Annotated in this window: 10 protein-coding genes; 6 read left to right on the top strand and 4 right to left on the bottom strand. The window is 73.4% G+C overall.

Features of this window, described 5'->3' with window-relative positions; all coding sequences use genetic code 11:
- Positions 1-76 precede the first annotated feature (76 nt).
- The 3 genes from AB0B63_RS18360 to purE all read left to right on the top strand — a co-directional run bounded on the left by AB0B63_RS18360 (position 77) and on the right by purE (position 3951).
- Positions 77-2113 (top strand): thioredoxin domain-containing protein, encoded by a 2037-nt coding sequence (locus AB0B63_RS18360; protein ID WP_357019921.1) that lies wholly within the window; start codon positions 77-79, stop codon positions 2111-2113.
- A 189-nt stretch (positions 2114-2302) separates the two neighbouring features.
- The gene (locus tag AB0B63_RS18365; RefSeq protein ID WP_357019924.1) at positions 2303-3463 is read left to right on the top strand and encodes a 5-(carboxyamino)imidazole ribonucleotide synthase; all 1161 of its coding nucleotides are present in this window, start codon (positions 2303-2305) and stop codon (positions 3461-3463) included.
- The gene (purE, locus tag AB0B63_RS18370) at positions 3460-3951 is read left to right on the top strand and encodes a 5-(carboxyamino)imidazole ribonucleotide mutase (RefSeq protein WP_208568512.1); all 492 of its coding nucleotides are present in this window, start codon (positions 3460-3462) and stop codon (positions 3949-3951) included. Before AB0B63_RS18365 ends, purE begins: the two co-directional genes overlap by 4 nt.
- Positions 3952-4166: 215 nt before the next feature.
- Here the strand turns inward: purE and AB0B63_RS18375 are convergent, their stop codons facing one another.
- Both AB0B63_RS18375 and AB0B63_RS18380 read right to left on the bottom strand, forming a co-directional pair.
- Positions 4167-9059 carry a permease gene (locus AB0B63_RS18375; RefSeq protein WP_357019928.1) on the bottom strand — a complete coding sequence of 1631 codons (4893 nt, stop codon included), beginning with the start codon at positions 9057-9059 and terminating at the stop codon, positions 4167-4169.
- A 155-nt stretch (positions 9060-9214) separates the two neighbouring features.
- Positions 9215-10642: a UDP-glucose/GDP-mannose dehydrogenase family protein gene (locus tag AB0B63_RS18380; protein WP_208568510.1), complete on the bottom strand. Its 1428-nt coding sequence runs from the start codon at positions 10640-10642 to the stop codon at positions 9215-9217.
- A gap of 247 nt (positions 10643-10889) precedes the next feature.
- On the opposite strand from AB0B63_RS18380, the gene AB0B63_RS18385 reads away from it, so the two are divergent.
- Positions 10890-12053 (top strand): acyl-CoA dehydrogenase family protein, encoded by a 1164-nt coding sequence (locus AB0B63_RS18385; protein ID WP_357019933.1) that lies wholly within the window; start codon positions 10890-10892, stop codon positions 12051-12053.
- Between the two features lie 179 nt (positions 12054-12232).
- Here AB0B63_RS18385 and AB0B63_RS18390 read toward each other — a convergent pair whose 3' ends face one another.
- Both AB0B63_RS18390 and AB0B63_RS18395 read right to left on the bottom strand, forming a co-directional pair.
- Positions 12233-12436: a Txe/YoeB family addiction module toxin gene (locus AB0B63_RS18390; protein ID WP_357019936.1), complete on the bottom strand. Its 204-nt coding sequence runs from the start codon at positions 12434-12436 to the stop codon at positions 12233-12235.
- Positions 12437-12534: 98 nt separating this feature from the next.
- Positions 12535-13209, bottom strand: coding sequence for a hypothetical protein (locus AB0B63_RS18395; RefSeq protein WP_357019939.1), 675 nt, complete (start codon positions 13207-13209; stop codon positions 12535-12537).
- Between the two features lie 23 nt (positions 13210-13232).
- Between AB0B63_RS18395 and AB0B63_RS18400 the strand changes: the two genes are divergently transcribed.
- Both AB0B63_RS18400 and AB0B63_RS18405 read left to right on the top strand, forming a co-directional pair.
- Positions 13233-13748, top strand: coding sequence for an acyl-CoA thioesterase (locus AB0B63_RS18400; protein WP_208570974.1), 516 nt, complete (start codon positions 13233-13235; stop codon positions 13746-13748).
- Positions 13749-14318: 570 nt separating this feature from the next.
- Positions 14319-16454, top strand: a complete 2136-nt coding sequence (locus tag AB0B63_RS18405) for an acetoacetate--CoA ligase (protein ID WP_357019989.1) — start codon at positions 14319-14321, stop codon at positions 16452-16454.
- Positions 16455-16722 lie beyond the last annotated feature (268 nt).

Here is a 16722-nt window from a genome sequence, read left to right on the forward strand (position 1 = left end):
AAAGACGATGAATGTGAACGGGGGAAGGCCCGGTTTCGGCGGGACGGGTGCGCCCGGGGGTGGATAGGGTCGTCGGGTGAATCGACTCGCCCAGGCCACCTCGCCGTACCTGCTCCAGCACGCCGACAATCCGGTCGACTGGTGGCCGTGGTGCGACGAGGCGTTCGCCGAGGCGAAGCGGCGGGACGTCCCGGTGCTGATCTCGGTGGGCTACGCCGCCTGCCACTGGTGCCACGTGATGGCCCACGAGTCGTTCGAGGACGAGACGGTCGGCGCGCTGGTCAACGCCGGTTTCGTGGCGATCAAGGTGGACCGGGAGGAGCGGCCCGACGTCGACGCCGTCTACATGACCGCCACCCAGGCGATGACCGGCCAGGGCGGGTGGCCGATGACGGTCTTCGCCACGCCCGACGGCACCCCGTTCTTCTGCGGCACGTACTTCCCGAAGCCCAACTTCGTCCGGCTGCTGGAGTCGGTGGGCACCGCGTGGCGGGAGCAGCGGGAGGCCGTACTGCGGCAGGGTGCGGCGGTGGTCGAGGCGATCGGCGGCGCCCAGGCCGTCGGCGGCCCCACCGCCCCGCTCACCGCCGACCTGCTCGACGCCGCTGCCACCCAACTCGCCACCGAGTACGACGAGACCAACGGCGGTTTCGGCGGCGCACCGAAGTTCCCGCCGCACATGAACCTGCTGTTCCTGCTCCGGCACCACCGGCGCACCGGGTCGACGCGCAGCCTGGAGATCGTCCGGCACACCGCCGAGGCGATGGCCCGGGGCGGCCTGTACGACCAGCTCGCCGGGGGGTTCGCCCGCTACTCGGTGGACGCCCACTGGACGGTGCCGCACTTCGAGAAGATGCTCTACGACAACGCCCTGCTGCTGCGGGTCTACACCCAGCTGTGGCGGCTCACCGGCGACCGGCTGGCCCGCCGGGTGGCCCGGGACACCGCCCGGTTCCTCGCCGACGAGCTGCACCGCCCCGGTGACGGTTTCGCCTCCGCGCTCGACGCCGACACCGACGGGGTGGAGGGCCTCACCTACGCCTGGACCCCGGCCCAGCTCGTCGAGGCGCTCGGCGAGGACGACGGCCGCTGGGCCGCCGACCTGTTCGACGTCACCGGGGCGGGCACCTTCGAGCACGGCACGAGCGTGCTGCGGCTGGCCCGGGACGTCGACGACGCCGACCCGCAGATCCGGGACCGGTGGCGCAGCGTGGTGGGCCGGCTGCTGGCCGCCCGGGACACCCGCCCCCAACCGGCCCGCGACGACAAGGTGGTGGCCGCCTGGAACGGCCTGGCGGTCACCGCGCTCGTCGAGTTCGTCCAGGTCGCCGCGCTCTACGCCGACCCCGACGACGAGGACGCCAACCTGATGGACGGGGTCGCCATCGTCGCCGACGGGGCGCTGCGCGACGCCGCCGAACACCTGGCCGGTGTGCACCTGGTCGACGGCCGGCTCCGCCGGGCCTCCCGGGACCGCACGGTCGGCGAGCCGGCCGGTGTGCTGGAGGACTACGGCTGCGTGGCCGAGGCGTTCTGCGCGGTGCACCAGCTCACCGGCGAGGGCCGCTGGCTGGAGCTGGCCGGTGGCCTGCTGGATGTGGCGCTGGCCCGGTTCGCCGCCTCCGACGGCGGTTTCTACGACACCGCCGACGACGCCGAACGGCTGGTCACCCGGCCGGCCGACCCGACCGACAACGCCACCCCGTCGGGCCGGTCGGCGATCGTGGCGGCGCTGAGCGCGTACGCGGCGTTGAGCGGGGAGACCCGCTACCGGGAGGCGGCGGAGGCGGCCCTGTCGACCGTCGCACCGATCGTCGGCCGGCACGCCCGGTTCACCGGGTACGCGGCGTCCGCCGGTGAGGCGCTGCTGTCCGGGCCGTACGAGATCGCGGTGGTCACCGACGACCCGGCCGGGGACCCGCTGGTCGCCGCCGCGCACCGGCACGCCCCACCCGGTGCGGTGGTGGTCGCCGGCCGGCCCGACCAGCCCGGGGTGCCGCTGCTCGCCGACCGGCCGCTGGTCGACGGGCGGCCCACCGCGTACGTCTGCCGGGGGTTCGTCTGCCAACGGCCGGTGACCTCGGTCGAGGACCTGGTCGCCCAGCTCACCTGACTGATCCGCCCTGCCCCGGCGGGCCGTCGGCTGCCGGACGGGCCTGCGTCGTCCGGCGGCCGTTCCCGGCCGATGATCCACCTGACCCCGGTCCGCCCGGGCTCCGGGCTGGCGGGTGGACGGCCACCGGCCAGGGACGGGTGGCCCTCGGGTCGGCCGGCGCTGCGGCCCGGATAGGCTGGTGGCGCTATGGATTCCCGTACCGGTCTGCCCGTCGTCGGCATGGTGGGTGGCGGCCAACTGGCCCGGATGACCCACCAGGCCGCCATCGCCCTCGGCCAGTCACTGCGCGTGCTGGCGCTCGCCCCCGACGACGGTGCCGCGCTCGTCGCCACCGACGTGCAGTACGGCGACCACACCGACCTCGCCGCGCTGCGTACCTTCGCCAAGGGCTGCGACGTGGTCACCTTCGACCACGAGCACGTCCCGACGGAGCACATCCGCACCCTCGCCGCCGAGGGCGTGAAGCTCTTCCCGCCCGCCGAGGCGTTGTTGCACGCCCAGGACAAGCGGGTGATGCGGGAACGGCTCGGTGCGTTGGGCGCTCCCAACCCGGCGTGGCGGCCGGTGGACGCCCCTGCGGACCTGCTCGCCTTCGGTGCGGAGCAGGGCTGGCCGGTGGTGCTCAAGGCGGCCCGGGGCGGCTACGACGGGCGCGGCGTGTGGCTGGTCGACGATGCCGGGCAGGCCGCCGGGTTGGCCGCCACCCTGCTCGCCGGGGGCACCTCGCTGATCGTCGAGGAGCGGGTGGCGCTGCGTCGGGAGCTGGCCGTGCAGGTGGCCCGCTCACCGTTCGGGCAGGTCGCCGCGTACCCGGTGGTGGAGACGGTGCAGCGGGACGGGATCTGCGTCGAGGTCCTCGCCCCCGCCCCCGACCTGGCGGAGGAGTTGGCGGTCGCCGCCCAGCAGCTCGCCATCGACCTGGCCACCGCGCTCGGTGTGGTCGGCCTGCTGGCGGTGGAGCTGTTCCAGACCGACACCGGGCTGGTCGTCAACGAGCTGGCGATGCGCCCGCACAACTCCGGGCACTGGACCATCGAGGGGGCCCAGACCTCGCAGTTCGAGCAGCACCTGCGGGCGGTGCTCGACTACCCGATGGGGGACACCGCGCTGACCGCCCCGGTGGTGGTGATGGCGAACGTGCTCGGCGGTGAGCCGGGCGGGATCTCCCTCGACGAGCGGCTGCACCACCTCTTCGCCGCCGAACCGGGTGCCCGGGTCCACCTGTACGGCAAGCAGGTCCGACCCGGCCGTAAGATCGGGCACGTCACGGTGCTCGGCAACGACCTGGATGACGTACGGGCGCGGGCCGCACGGGCCGCCCGTTGGCTGCGGGAGGGGCACGGGTGAGCACCGTCGGGCTGATCATGGGCAGCGACTCGGACTGGCCGGTGATGAGAGCCGCCGCCGACACGCTCGACGAGTTCGAGGTGCCGTACGAGGTGGCGGTGATCTCCGCGCACCGCACCCCGGTCAAGATGATCGAGTACGGCCGGGACGCCGCCGACCGGGGACTCCAGGTGATCATCGCCGGGGCGGGGGGTGCCGCCGCGCTGCCCGGCATGGTGGCCTCGGTCACCCCGCTGCCGGTGATCGGCGTACCGGTGCCGCTCAAGCACCTGGACGGAATGGACTCGCTGCTGTCCATCGTGCAGATGCCGGCCGGGATCCCGGTGGCCACCGTGTCGATCGGCAACGCCCGCAACGCCGGCCTGCTCGCGGTCCGCATCCTCGCGGCCACCGACCCGGCCCTGCGCGCCCGGATGGTCGCCTTCCAGGCCGACCTGGAGGACCTGGTCGCCGAGAAGGACGCCGCCCTCCGCGCCTCCCTGACCTGACCGACGCATCCGCCCCACCGACCCGGGGCTGCCCCGCCCGACGCTGCCGGGCGGGGCAGCCTTCGCAGTGGGGGTGGTACTGCGGCATCCAGTCGTCGCCGACACCGCAAACTCGTCCAATTGAGTCGATCAGCAAGCCACGCCACCCGGACGCCCGCGACCACCCGGCCCACTCAGCCCAGCCACCGGTCCGGACCCTGCCGTGACCCTCCGATTCATCTCATGGAGCGCAGGGCGGTCTGGAGCCGGTCCTGGGCGCGGCGGCGACGTTCGTTGCTCGCCCCGAGCACCAGCAGGACCAGGCCGACCGGGATGAGCACCAGCCACGGGCCGAGGCTGAACAGGGCGTGTACCGCCGCGATCGCGGTCACCGCCGCGCCGACGATCACCGGGGCCTGCTGCCGGCTGGTCGAGCCGAAGACGAGCACCGCCACCGCGCCGAGCAGCAGCAGCACCTGGCGCAGCATGCTGGAGTCGGTGGCCAGCACGATCGCCAGGGTCGGCACGAACGCCGCGACGAGTGCCGGGCCGTACGCCACCCAGCTGGACAGGTCGGGGCGGTGGCGCAACTCCAACATGCCGACCAGCAGGGCGAGCGCCGCGAACGGCAGCGTGTACGCCTCGGGCAGCGCCACGTCGGCGACCCGCATCAGGATCCACCAGGCGACGATCTCGCAGGCGACCACCGCCCAGAAGAGGATCCGCCGCTCCACCGGTCGCCGGCCCGGCCGGACGGCGGCCACCCCCAGCACGGCACCCCAGGCGGCGAGCAGGGCGGCGATGTGCCGGGGGGAGTCGAACGCCAGGGCCAGGGCGATGAGCGCGGCGGCGTACCCGCTCCACTCGACGGTGGCGGCCTCCCGGTGCGCCTCGGGCCGCCGTAGCCGGGGCAGCGTCGCGGCGAATACCTGCAACGCCGCGCCCACGGCGAGCACCCCGAACGCCGACCAGACGGCGGGGAAACCGGCCACCAGCCCGGCGGTGAGCACGAAGAGCTGCGCCATCAGCGAGGCGAACAGCCAGCCGAGGATGCGGGCCCGCCCGGTGGTGCCGAAGAACGCGGCGACGGCCCCGACGCCGACGGCGCCGCCCAGGGTGAACAGGGTCAGCCCCTCACTGGCCAGGCTGCCGGCCAGCCCCGCGCCACCGCCGGCGAGCCCGATGACGAAGACCAGCACCCGGGCCAACCGCAGCGACCGGGCGCGCTCCGCCAGCGGGGGTGGCGGGGTCAACGCGAGGCCCAGCATCGAGATGGTGAACACGGCGAGGGCGGCCAGGGCGTTCTGCGGCCAGGCCATGCCCAGGGCGATCGGGGTGATCAGCAGCGTCACCGCCAGGCCGGGCAGCACCACCGGCACCGCCCGGGACCGACGCCCACCGGACAGGCCGGTGGCGGCCAGCGCGGCGGTGCCGGTGAGCAGCAGCGCGGTGAGCACGTGCGTCGGGTCGACCAGTTCCGGTGGCGGGGTACGCAGCTGCGGCGGTGGGCCCTGCCAGATGTGGGCGAGCATCCGGTGCGGCTCGACCAGCGCCACGAAGAGCAGCGGTGCGAGGGAGATCAGGGCCAGCACGGTGGGCACGGCCGCTGCGGCCAGCGCCCCGGCGGCGGGGTCGACCCGCCAGCGTCGTTGCGTACCGTCGTCGGGCAGCCGGCGCAGCGCCCCGTCCAGCAGGACCGTCCAGCGGCGGGTCGGCTGGGCGGACCCGACCGGTGGCACGGTCGCCGCCCGGACCAGTTCGGCGAGCACCCCGAGCAGTGCGGCTGCGGCGGCGAACACCCCGGACGGCAGGTCGACGAAGATGGCGGCCAGCGCGCTGACGGTGGCTCCACCGGCGATCGCCGCGCTCGCGTACGGCAGGTACTGCGGCACCTGGCGGCGGACGGCGGCCACGGCGGCGAGGCCGAAGCTGGACGCGGCCAACGCGGCGGTCAGCACCACCTGCGACCCGTGGCCGAACTCGGCGGCGAGGGCGGCCACCGCACCGGGGAGCGTGAGCAGCGCGGCGGCGGTCGCCAGGCCACCGATCTGCACCAGGTGGGGCGGCATCCCCTCGGTCTCGACGTCGTCCACCAGGGAGGGGGCGACGGACCGGGCCACCGCCGCCACGGCCAGACCGATCAACGCGATGCCGCCCAGGGCGAGCGCGGTGGTCCACGGGCGCACCAGCCCGGCTCCGGCGGCGTGCAACGCGACCACCCCGGCGACGGTGGCCCGGGACAGCCCGGCGCGCGGGTCGGCGGACGCCACGGCGGCCATGGCGAAGACGGTGGCGACGGTCAACCCCACCAGGACCGGTGACCACCAGGGCAGGTCGAAGGCGGCCGGGACGCCGATGGTGGCGAGCACCGCGCCGATGCCCGCCACGTCGTACTTCCAGGGGGTGGGGAGCAGGATCGCGGCGGCCAGCGCGAGCAGCGCCAGCGCGACCGGTGCCTGCCAGGCCGAGCCGCCGGTGGGTGCGGCCGGCCAGGCGGTGAGGTCGCCGGCCCAGATGGGGCCGGGGGTGGCCAGCACGCCCACCCCGCCGCGCAGCGTGGACCAGCCGGCCAGTACCCCGATCAGGGCGGCGCCGACGGCGATGCCGAGCACCGGGCCGCGCCGCCACTCCTCGGGCATCGCCCGGGCGGCGACGGCGACCACCAGCACCAGTACGGCGGCGACCGCGAGCTGCCCGCCGGGGGAGATCACCGCGGTGATCCGGGCCAGGGTGGCGATCAGTGCGGCGGTGACGGCGGCGGCGGCCAGGTCCGCGCCGTCCAGCGCCAGGTCGGAACGCCGACCCGCGTCGATCCGGCCGGCGAACAGCAGCAGCAGGGTGGCGATCAGCACCAGCCCACCGAGCCAGGCGTCGGCGGCGGTGCGCCCCGGGGCGAAGAAGGCGGCCCCGACCACCGCCAACGCGCCCAGCCCCGTGCCGACGGCGTGCGGCAGGCTCAGGTGCCGCTGCGACACCTGCATCATCGCCGCGTAGCCGAGGGTGACGCAGACGGCCAGGAAGCCCGCCGCGAGGATCGGCACCGTCAGTTCCCGCAGCACCGCCGGGGTGAGCGCCGGCCCGGACGGCTCGGTGGCCGCCACGAACGCGGTGACCGCGCCGGGCAGCGCGAACGCCGCCCCACCGGCCGCCCAGCCGGACAGGACGTCGGCGGCGGCCGGGGCGATGCGTACCCGGGGCGCGAGCGCCACCAGCACGCCCGCCAGCATCAGCACGGCCAGTGCGGCGGCGGCCACCGACGGCCGGCTCAGGGCGGCACCGGCCCCGACGAACCCGACGACGGTGGCGGTGCCGGCGTGCACCACGGCCGCCCGGGTCGTGCCGGCGGAGATCCCGGCGACGCCGATCGCGACCGCCGCCAGCACCATCGGCCAGGGGGCCGCCACCCAACCCAGACCCAGTGAGGCGGGTACGGCCAGCGCGGTCAGGCCCGCGCCGACCACCGCGAACTCGCGGCGGATCTCCGGCGGCAGGGCCAGCACCGCCGCGACGGTGAGCAGCAGGGCGCTGGCGGCGAGCTGCCCGGCGGACGGCCCGGCCGTCGCGGCCACCTCGCCAGGGAACGCGGACAGGTCGGCCCGCCAGGCCGGCAGCGCCGCCTGGACCGGGGCCAGCCCGGCCCGCAGCGCACCGCCGGCCACGACCAGGCCGCTGACGGTCAGCGCCGCGGCGGAGGCGAGCTGCGGCCCCCGTCGGGCTGCTTCCGGTACGGCCCGCACGGCCAGCCCGGTCAACGTGATGACGGCGGCGATCAGCAGCAACGCCCGGTCCGGGAAGGCCACCGAGGCGATCCGCCCGAGCGCGCCGATCACGGCCAGGGTGAGGATGCCGGCTCCCACGTCCGGCAGCGGCGGGCGGCGCAGCAGCAGGGTGCCGGCCAGGGCCACCGCCGCGGCCAGCAGCAGCGCCGCACCCGCCCCGGTGGCTGCCGGTACGGTCTGCACCCGCAGCAGGGCGGTGACCGCGTACGCCAGGGCGAGCGCCACCGCCACCCCGTGCAGCAGCCAGGTCGCCTCGGGTAGCCCTGGTACCGGTCGGGCGGGCCCGGTCGGGGTGGCCGCCGAGCCGTCGAGGATCTCGCCCGTCTCCTCGGGTGCGCCCTCCGGCCGGCCGTCCGGGGTGACCCGCTGCCGGGGCGGGGCGGTGGTGCCGGCGGTCGCGGGTTCCGGTGGGGCCGGTCGTTCCCGCATGATGCCGGAGCGCACCAGCCCGAGGTCGAGCACGGCCACCACGGTGAACACCACCGCCCAGCCGGTCGGGCCGCTGATCCACCCGTACGCCAGCAGCGGCACCACGGGTTGGGCGGCCAGCACCGCCGCGAACCGGGGGGCCCGCAGGCCGGTGCCGACGGCGTAGGCGAGGGCGACCCCGGTGGTCAGCGCGAAGATCATCCCGGAGAAGACCGCGCCGGACGCGCCGATCCGGTCCACCGCCCACAGCGCGTACCCGGCCAGCGGCACCAGCAGCAGGCCGACCGTGGAGATCGTCTCGGCGGTGGAGGTCAGACCCCGTTTGGCCAGCACCGGCGGGGCGAGCAGCAGCAGGACGGTGGCGACCAGCAGGATGCCGAGTCGGGCCAGGGCGTCCATCGAGCTGGTCGCGACGGCGGCGAAGACCACCGCGGCCACCGCCAGCACCAGTGCGCCCAGCCCGAGGGGGATGTTCTGCACCTCCCGGGAGGAGGCCTCGGCCGGGTGTTCCGGGTTGTCCGCGCCCAGCCAGGTGGCGGTCCGGTACGGCGGTGGGAGCGGGGGTTCGTCCGGACCGGCCGGGGTGCCCTGCCGGGGCACCCGGGGTGGTGCTCCGGTGGCGGCGGTCGGCGGTCGACGGCCCGGCTTGCGGCGCAGCACCCGGCGCGGGCGGGTGGCCTGCTTGACGCGTTCGTCACCGGCGTGGGCGAGGATGTCCCGCTGGAAGAGGGCGGCCTGCATCTTCGCGGCGATCTGTCGTTGTTCGCGGGCGATCTCGGCGTCGCGTGCCTTCATCTCCGCGATGGAGCGTTCGATGTCGGCCAGGTGTTCGCGCCACTGCGGTTGCTCGGCCCCGCAGTTGGGGCAGCGGGCCGCCGCCTTCATCTGCCGCCCGCACGAGGAGCACTGGAAGTTCTCCACGACATCCCTCCACCCGGCCGGCCGCACTGTGGACGCCGTCCCCACGCAGCATGCCCTGAGCGGGCGTGGATTTCGACACCTGCCGCTCCGTTAGGGGCACAAAAAACGCGTCGGTGCGGGAGTGTCACCTCCCGCACCGACGCGTTCCGGCGTCGTCAGGGGCGGCCCATGCCCCGGTATTCCCAGCCCGCCTGGGTCCACAGTGCCGCGTCGAGGCAGTTGCGGCCGTCCACGACCTTGCGCCCGGCGGCCAGTTCGCCGAGGGCCACCGGGTCGGCGTTGCGGAAGTCGGCCCACTCGGTGAGTACGCAGACCAGGTCGGCCCCGGAGACCGCGTCGTTCACGCTGTCCTCGAAGACCAGTTCCGGGGCGACCCGGCGGGCGTTCTCGGTGCCCTGCGGGTCGTACACGTGCACGTCGGCGCCGGCCTTGGCGAGCAGCGCGGCGACGGCGAGGGCCGGGGCGTCGCGGACGTCGTCGGTGTTGGGTTTGAAGGTCGCGCCGAGCACGGCGATGCGGGTGCCGGAGAAGTCCGGGCCGGCCGGGCCGGAGCGGCGGCCGAGCAGGTCGGCGGCGAGCTGGAGGACCCGGGTGCGGCGGCGCAGGTTGATCAGGTCGACCTCGTGCAGGAACCGCAGCGCCTCGCCGGCACCCAGCTCCTGGGCACGGGCCTGGAAGGCGCGGATGTCCTTGGGCAGGCAGGCGCCGCCGAAGCCGAGGCCGGCCTGGAGGAACCGGTTGCCGATCCGGGGGTCGTAGCCGATGGCGCGGGCGAGCTGGGTGACGTCGCCGCCGCTGGCCTCGCAGACCTCGGCCATCGCGTTGATGAAGGAGATCTTGGTGGCCAGGAAGGCGTTCGCGGCGACCTTGACCAGTTCGGCGGTGGCGAAGTCGGTGACCACCAGCGGGACCTCCCGGTCCTCGGTGGCGGCCAGGTCGAAGACGCCCTTGTGGGCGGCGTAGAGCATGGCGTTGGCCCACTCGCTCTTGACCCCGACCACGATCCGGTTGGGGCGCAGCACGTCGTCGACGGCGAAGCCCTCCTGGAGGAACTCGGGGCTCCAGGCCACCTCGACGCCCAGGTCGGTCGGGGTGTGCTTGCCGACGAGCTGCTCCACCCACTCGGCGGTGCCGACCGGGACGGTGGACTTGCCGACGATCAGCGCCTTGCGGGTGAGCTGCTGGGCCAGGGCGGTCACCGACGCCTCGACGTACGACAGGTCGGCGCCCATGCCGTCGGCGCGCTGCGGGGTGCCGACGCAGATGAAGTGCACGTCGCCGAAGTCGGCGGTCTCGGCGATGTCGGTCGAGAACCGCAGCCGGCCGGCGGCCAGGTTACGCCGCAGCAGCTCGTCGAGGCCCGGTTCGTGGATCGGCACCTCGCCCGCGTTCAGCTTGGCGATCTTGTCGGCGTCGACGTCGAAGCCGAGCACCTCGTAGCCCAGTTCGGCATAGCAGATGGCGTACGTCGCGCCGAGGTAGCCGGTGCCCAGGAAGGTCACCCGGGGGCGGGGCGCACCCGAGGGGGGCGTCACCGGGGAGATGGTCGGCGCCGGCTGGATGTTCGGGTACGGGATCGTCACGCCTGTCTTCTCCGCTCGCGCTGGCGGCGCTTCACTGCGTCGCAATCGGCTGCGGCGCCTGGCCGGGCACCGATGGAAAAACCTGTCGTTCGGTCAGCGTAGTTGTGCGCTCTCGGGGGCCGTGCGGCGTGATCCTACCTGTCGGTAACATGACGGGGGTCGCGATGGCTATTCTTCAACCGCGGCAGTCGGCGGCCTGAGGGACGTCACAGACTGCGCATGATAGCCGTGAAATGGGAGGGTCGACATGGCCGCAGAGCAGACGTTCGACGTCTACCGGTTGCCCGAGGAGCACGACGCGGTCCGCGAGGCGGTCCGCGACGTCTGCGCCGCCAAGGTGGCCCCGCACGCGGCCGAGGCCGACGAGACCGGTGAGTTCCCCCAGTCGTCGTACGACGCGCTGCGGGCCGCCGACTTCCACGCCCCGCACATCCCCGTGGAGTACGGCGGTGCCGGCGCGGACGCCCTGGCCACCGCGATCGTCATCGAGGAGGTCGCGCGGGTCTGCGCGTCGTCGTCGTTGATCCCGGCGGTGAACAAGCTCGGCTCGATGCCGTTGATCCTGGCCGGGTCCGAGGAGTTGAAGCAGCGTTACCTGACCCGGGTGGCCGCTGGTGAGGGGATGTTCTCGTACTGTCTGTCGGAGCCGGAGGCGGGCAGTGACGCGGCGTCGATGACGACACGGGCGGTGCGTGATGGTGATCACTGGGTGCTCAACGGGGTGAAGCGGTGGATCACCAACGCCGGCGTCTCCGAGTTCTACACGGTGTTCGCGGTGACCGATCCGGCGGCGCGGTCGCGGGGGATCTCCGCGTTCGTGGTGGAGAAGTCCGACCCGGGGGTCAGTTTCGGTGCTCCGGAGAAGAAGCTCGGCATCAAGGGCTCCCCGACCCGGGAGGTCTACCTGGACAACGTGCGCATCCCGGCGGACCGGATCATCGGTGAGCCGGGGACCGGGTTCGGTACCGCGATGCGGACCCTGGACCACACCCGGGTGACGATCGCCGCGCAGGCGGTCGGGATCGCCCAGGGGGCCCTGGACTACGCCAAGGGCTACGTGCGGGAGCGCAAGCAGTTCGGTAAGGCGGTCGCGGAGTTCCAGGGGGTGCAGTTCATGCTCGCCGACATGGGCATGAAGCTGGAGGCAGCCCGCCAGTTGACCTACGCGGCGGCCGGGAAGTCCGAGCGTGGCGACGCCGACCTGACCTATTTCGGGGCGGCGGCGAAGTGTTTCGCCTCGGACGCGGCGATGGAGATCACCACCGACGCGGTGCAGTTGCTGGGCGGCTACGGCTACACCCGCGACTACCCGGTCGAGCGGATGATGCGCGACGCCAAGATCACCCAGATCTACGAGGGCACCAACCAGGTGCAGCGGATCGTGATGGCGAGGCAGCTCCTCAAGGACTGACGAGGGACTGTTTCGGACGCCCACTTCGCACCCGACTGGCAGCGTGCGAAGTGGGCGTCAAGCTCCGGGAGTAGCCGTCGACCTCGGTCTGCGGCTTCCGGCGGGTCAGCGGCGCGGCGGCAGCCGCCGCGCGTCCGGGAGCGCGCGTCCGGACGCGCCGTCGGCGCGGTGTGTCTGATTCATTCGTAGTGGTAGCGGCACTGCGCAATCTGCACCGTGTCTTCCACGATCCGATACACCAGGCGGTGTTCCTGGTCGATGCGCCTCGACCAGAACCCCGACCAGTTGCCCCGGAGCTGCTCCGGCTTGCCGATTCCCTGGTGGCCGTTGCGTCGAATGTCCTCGATCACTCGTCTACGAGTTGCCCGTCGATCCCTGGTCACCGCCCGAGGGGGCCGAGCCGTCCTGACAACGGATCGGCCGTGAAGAAGCCGTACCGGATGATCGGGTGGGCCGGTCGTGCCGGCCCACCCGCCAACGGTCAACGATTGTCGGGGCTGTTTTCCGGCTTGGCCCCGTAGCGTGGCGGGGCGGACCACGGCGACTCCGTCCCGGCCCGCCGGGGCAGCGGCTCGGTGGGGGTGTCCAGATCGGGGTAGCCGAGGGTGAGCGGCGCGGTGTCCGGCTCGCTGCGGGCGGGCGGACCGGCCGGCGGCCAGTCGCTCGTGGCATAGCTGGGCGGTGGCGGGTCGTCGTAGTCGGCCGGGGCCGATTCCGTCCCGGTCGCCGGCTGCGGCCAGCGCCGCCACCGCTGGACGCTGAACACGGCCATCAGCAGCAACACGCCGATCAGGAACAGGGTGCCGTTCTGCACCGGCTGGTGCAGCGGCAGCGGGTCGCCGAGCACCTTCCAGCCGCTCGGGATCCAGTCGAGCACGGTGAACGGGGCGATGAACATCCCGACGTACGGGGTGACCAGCAGCAGCCCGGCGACGAGCGGGCCGAGCGGCGAGGTGCGCAGCGTGCCGACCAGGCCGAGCAGGATGCCGGCGACGCCGAGGTAGACGGTCGGCTCGATCAGGTTGGCCGTGTTGTACGTGCCGATCTCCACCCAGCGGTCCACGGTCCGGCCCGACCCGTCCTGCCCGAGGGTGATCAGCACCCACGTGACGGGTGCCACCACCAGCCCGGCGAGGAAGCTCCAGAGATGTCGCATTGGCGCACCGTACCGTTTCTGCCATGACCGAGCACCCCACCACCCCTCCCGGCAAGCCGACGTCGTACTCCCGGGTCACGCTGAGTCGCATCATGACCGCTGTCGATGTCAACCTGTACGGAACCGTGCACGGTGGGGTGTTGATGAAGTTCGTCGACGACGTGGCCGGGGCGGCGGCGGCCCGGCACAGCGGCGGCACGGCGGTGACCGCCTCCATCGACGAGATCATCTTTTCCGAGCCCGTCCGGGTGGGTGACCTGGTGCACGCCCACGCCCAGGTCAACTGGACCGGCAACACCTCGATGGAGGTGGGGGTGAAGGTGGTCGCCGAGCGCTGGGACTCGGCCGAGGACGAACCCGTCCGGGTGGCCACCGCCTACCTGGTCTTCGTCGGGGTGGACGTGGCCGGCGCACCCCGCCCGGTCCGCCCCGTACTCCCGGAGACCCCCGACGATCACCGCCGCTACAAGGAGGCCGAGATCCGCCGCGCCCACCGCCTGGCCAAACGCCGCGCCATCCAAGCCCACCGCGCCTCCTAACCCCCTCCCTCCCACCCCTCCCCCCAGCTCCCCCTTCCCACCCCTCCTCCCCCCCAGCACCCCCTCCCGCCCCGGTGATCAAGAGATTTACGTCAGCTCCGCGCCCAGTCCTGCCCCAAACCTCTTGATCACCACCCCAGCCCCTCGGCTGCACCCGGCATTGGGCGTCCCAGCCCGGTGATCAAGAGGTTTGCGTCAGGTATCGGCTCAATGTTGACGCAAACCTCTTGATCACCGGCTCCAGCCCATCGCTGCGGCCGGGGTGGAATGTGCCGGTGCGGTGATCAAGAGGTATGCGTCAGGTTCGGGCTGGAATTTGACCCGAACCTCTTGATCAACGGGGTCTGGTCGAATGGGATCAGCCGGATCGGCGGGTTGAGGCGGGCTCGGCGGGTTGAGGCGGGCTCGGCGGTGGGGTGGGGTGAGCGGGGGTGGGGACGGATTGTGTGCGCGGGGCACGTTTCCGTGGTAGGCCCCGGTGTGGATGATGGCGCTGCGAGGTAGGCAAGATGGCGGTATGGCCGGGCACAGTGCCGTGTGGGCCTCAGGGAGGGTGGAGCGGTGGGTGACGTGCTGTGGACGCCGCCGGCGGACGTACGCGAGCGGTCCCGGATCGGTGGCTACCTGCGGTGGCTGCGGGAGCACCGGGGGTTGGACTTCGCCGACTACGACGCGCTGTGGCAGTGGTCGGTCACCGACCTGGACGCCTTCTGGCGCTCGATCTGGGACCACTTCGAGGTGGTGGCGCACACCCCGCCGACGGCGACCCTGACCGATGCGGCGATGCCCGGTGCCCGGTGGTTCCCCGGCGCGACGCTCAACTACGCCGAGAACGTGCTGCGGCTGCCCGGTCGCGCCGATGACGACCCGGTGGTGGTCGCCCACTCCCAGACCCGCCCGCCGGTCACCCTGACCGCCGCCGAACTGCGCGAGCAGGTCCGTCGGGTGGCGGCCGGGCTGCGCCGCCTCGGCGTCGTCGCCGGGGACCGGGTGGCCGCGTACGCACCGAACATCCCCGAGACGTACGTGCTGCTGCTGGCCACCAGCAGCCTCGGGGCGATCTTCTCGTCCTGTGCCCCGGAGTTCGGCACCCGAAGTGTCGTCGACCGTTGGCAGCAGATCGCCCCGAAGGTCCTGGTGGCCGTGGACGGCTACCGGTACGGCGACAAGCCGGTCGACCGGCGCGCCGAGGTGGCCGCGATCCGGGCCGCCCTGCCATCGCTGACCCACACCGTCCACATCCCCTACCTGCACCCGACCGGCCCCGACGGCTCCGCCCCGGCCGGTTCTGACCGCGCTGCCCCTCCGGCCGGTTCCGACGGCGCTGCCCCTCCGGCCGGTTCTGACCGCGCTGCCCCTCCGGCCGGTTCCGACGGCGCTGCCCCGGCATCCGCGCTGCCCGGTGGTCCCGCCGGCGGTGCGGAGGCCGCGCCGGGCGGCGTACCACAGAGCAGCCTGAGCTGGGCCGACCTGGCGGCGGAGACCGACGGGGCGTTGACCTTCACCCCGGTCCCGTTCGACCACCCGCTCTACGTGCTCTACTCCTCGGGCACCACCGGCCTGCCGAAGCCGATCGTGCACGGGCACGGCGGCATCCTGCTCGAACATCTCAAGATGCTCGCCCTGCACCACGATCTCGGCCCGGCCGACCGGTTCTTCTGGTTCACCACCACCGGCTGGATGATGTGGAACTTCCTGGTCTCCGGGCCGGCCGTCGGGGCGACGATCGTGCTGTTCGACGGTAACCCCGGCCACCCCGACCTCGGCGCGCTGTGGCGGCTGGCCGACGAGACCGGTACCACCTATTTCGGCACGTCCGCGCCGTTCCTGCTGGCCTGCCGCAAGGCCGGCCTGGTCCCGAAGGACGTCGCCGACCTGTCCGCGCTGCGCGGGGTCGGCTCCACCGGAGCGCCGCTGCCCGCCGAGGGCTTCACCTGGGTGTACGACACGGTCGGCACCAACCTCCAGCTCCAGTCGCTGTCCGGGGGGACGGACGTCTGCACCGGCTTCGTCGGCGGGGTGCCGCTACTACCGGTGTACGCCGGGGAGATCACCTGCCGGGCACTCGGCGCGAAGGTGGAGGCCCGCTCGGCCGACGGCACCCCCGTCCTCGGCGAACTGGGCGAACTGGTGATCACCGCGCCCATGCCGAGCATGCCGGTGGGCTTCTGGAACGACCCGGACGGTCGCCGCTACACGGAGGCGTACTTCGACGTCTATCCCGGGGTGTGGCGGCACGGCGACTGGATCACCATCAACGAGCGGGGCGGCTGCGTGATCACCGGCCGGTCCGACGCCACCCTCAACCGGGGCGGCGTACGGCTCGGCACGGCCGAGTTCTACTCGGTGGTGGAGGGCCTCGACGAGGTGGTCGACTCGGTCGTGGTGCACCTGGAGGACGACGAGGGTGGGGCGGGGGAGCTGTTGCTGTTCGTGGTGCTCGCCGAGGGCCTCGAACTCGACGACGCGTTGCGCCGCAAGATCGCCCGCGAGCTGCGTACCGCCCTGTCGCCCCGGCACATCCCCGACGAGATTCACCAGGTCAGGGCGGTCCCGCGCACGCTGTCGTCCAAGAAACTGGAAGTCCCGGTCAAGAAGATCCTCACCGGCACTCCGGTCGACTCGGCAGCCGCCCAGGGTGCCCTGGCCAACCCGGAGTCCCTCACCGCCTTCGCCGCCTTCGCCCAAACCCGCCCCACCCCCTAACCCACTCCACCCCTGCCCCGGCTCCGCCCCACCCGTCTCCTGCCTGCCCGCCCGCCCGCTCTACCCGTGGGTCCTGCCCGCCCCGCCCCACCCCTGCCTCCGGCTCCGCCCTGCCCGTGTCCTGCCCGCCCCGCCTCGCCCCGGTGATCAAGAGGTTTACGTCAATCCGCCCCGGCGGGGTCAAGGGGTGAGTGCAATCGTTAGGGGACGATGAGTTGTGCGAGGCGTTGGGCTGGTGTGTTCCAGTCGAGTGTTTCGCGGGGTCGGG

Source organism: Micromonospora sp. NPDC049081, from assembly GCF_040648835.1.
Classification (GTDB): domain Bacteria; phylum Actinomycetota; class Actinomycetes; order Mycobacteriales; family Micromonosporaceae; genus Micromonospora; species Micromonospora antibiotica.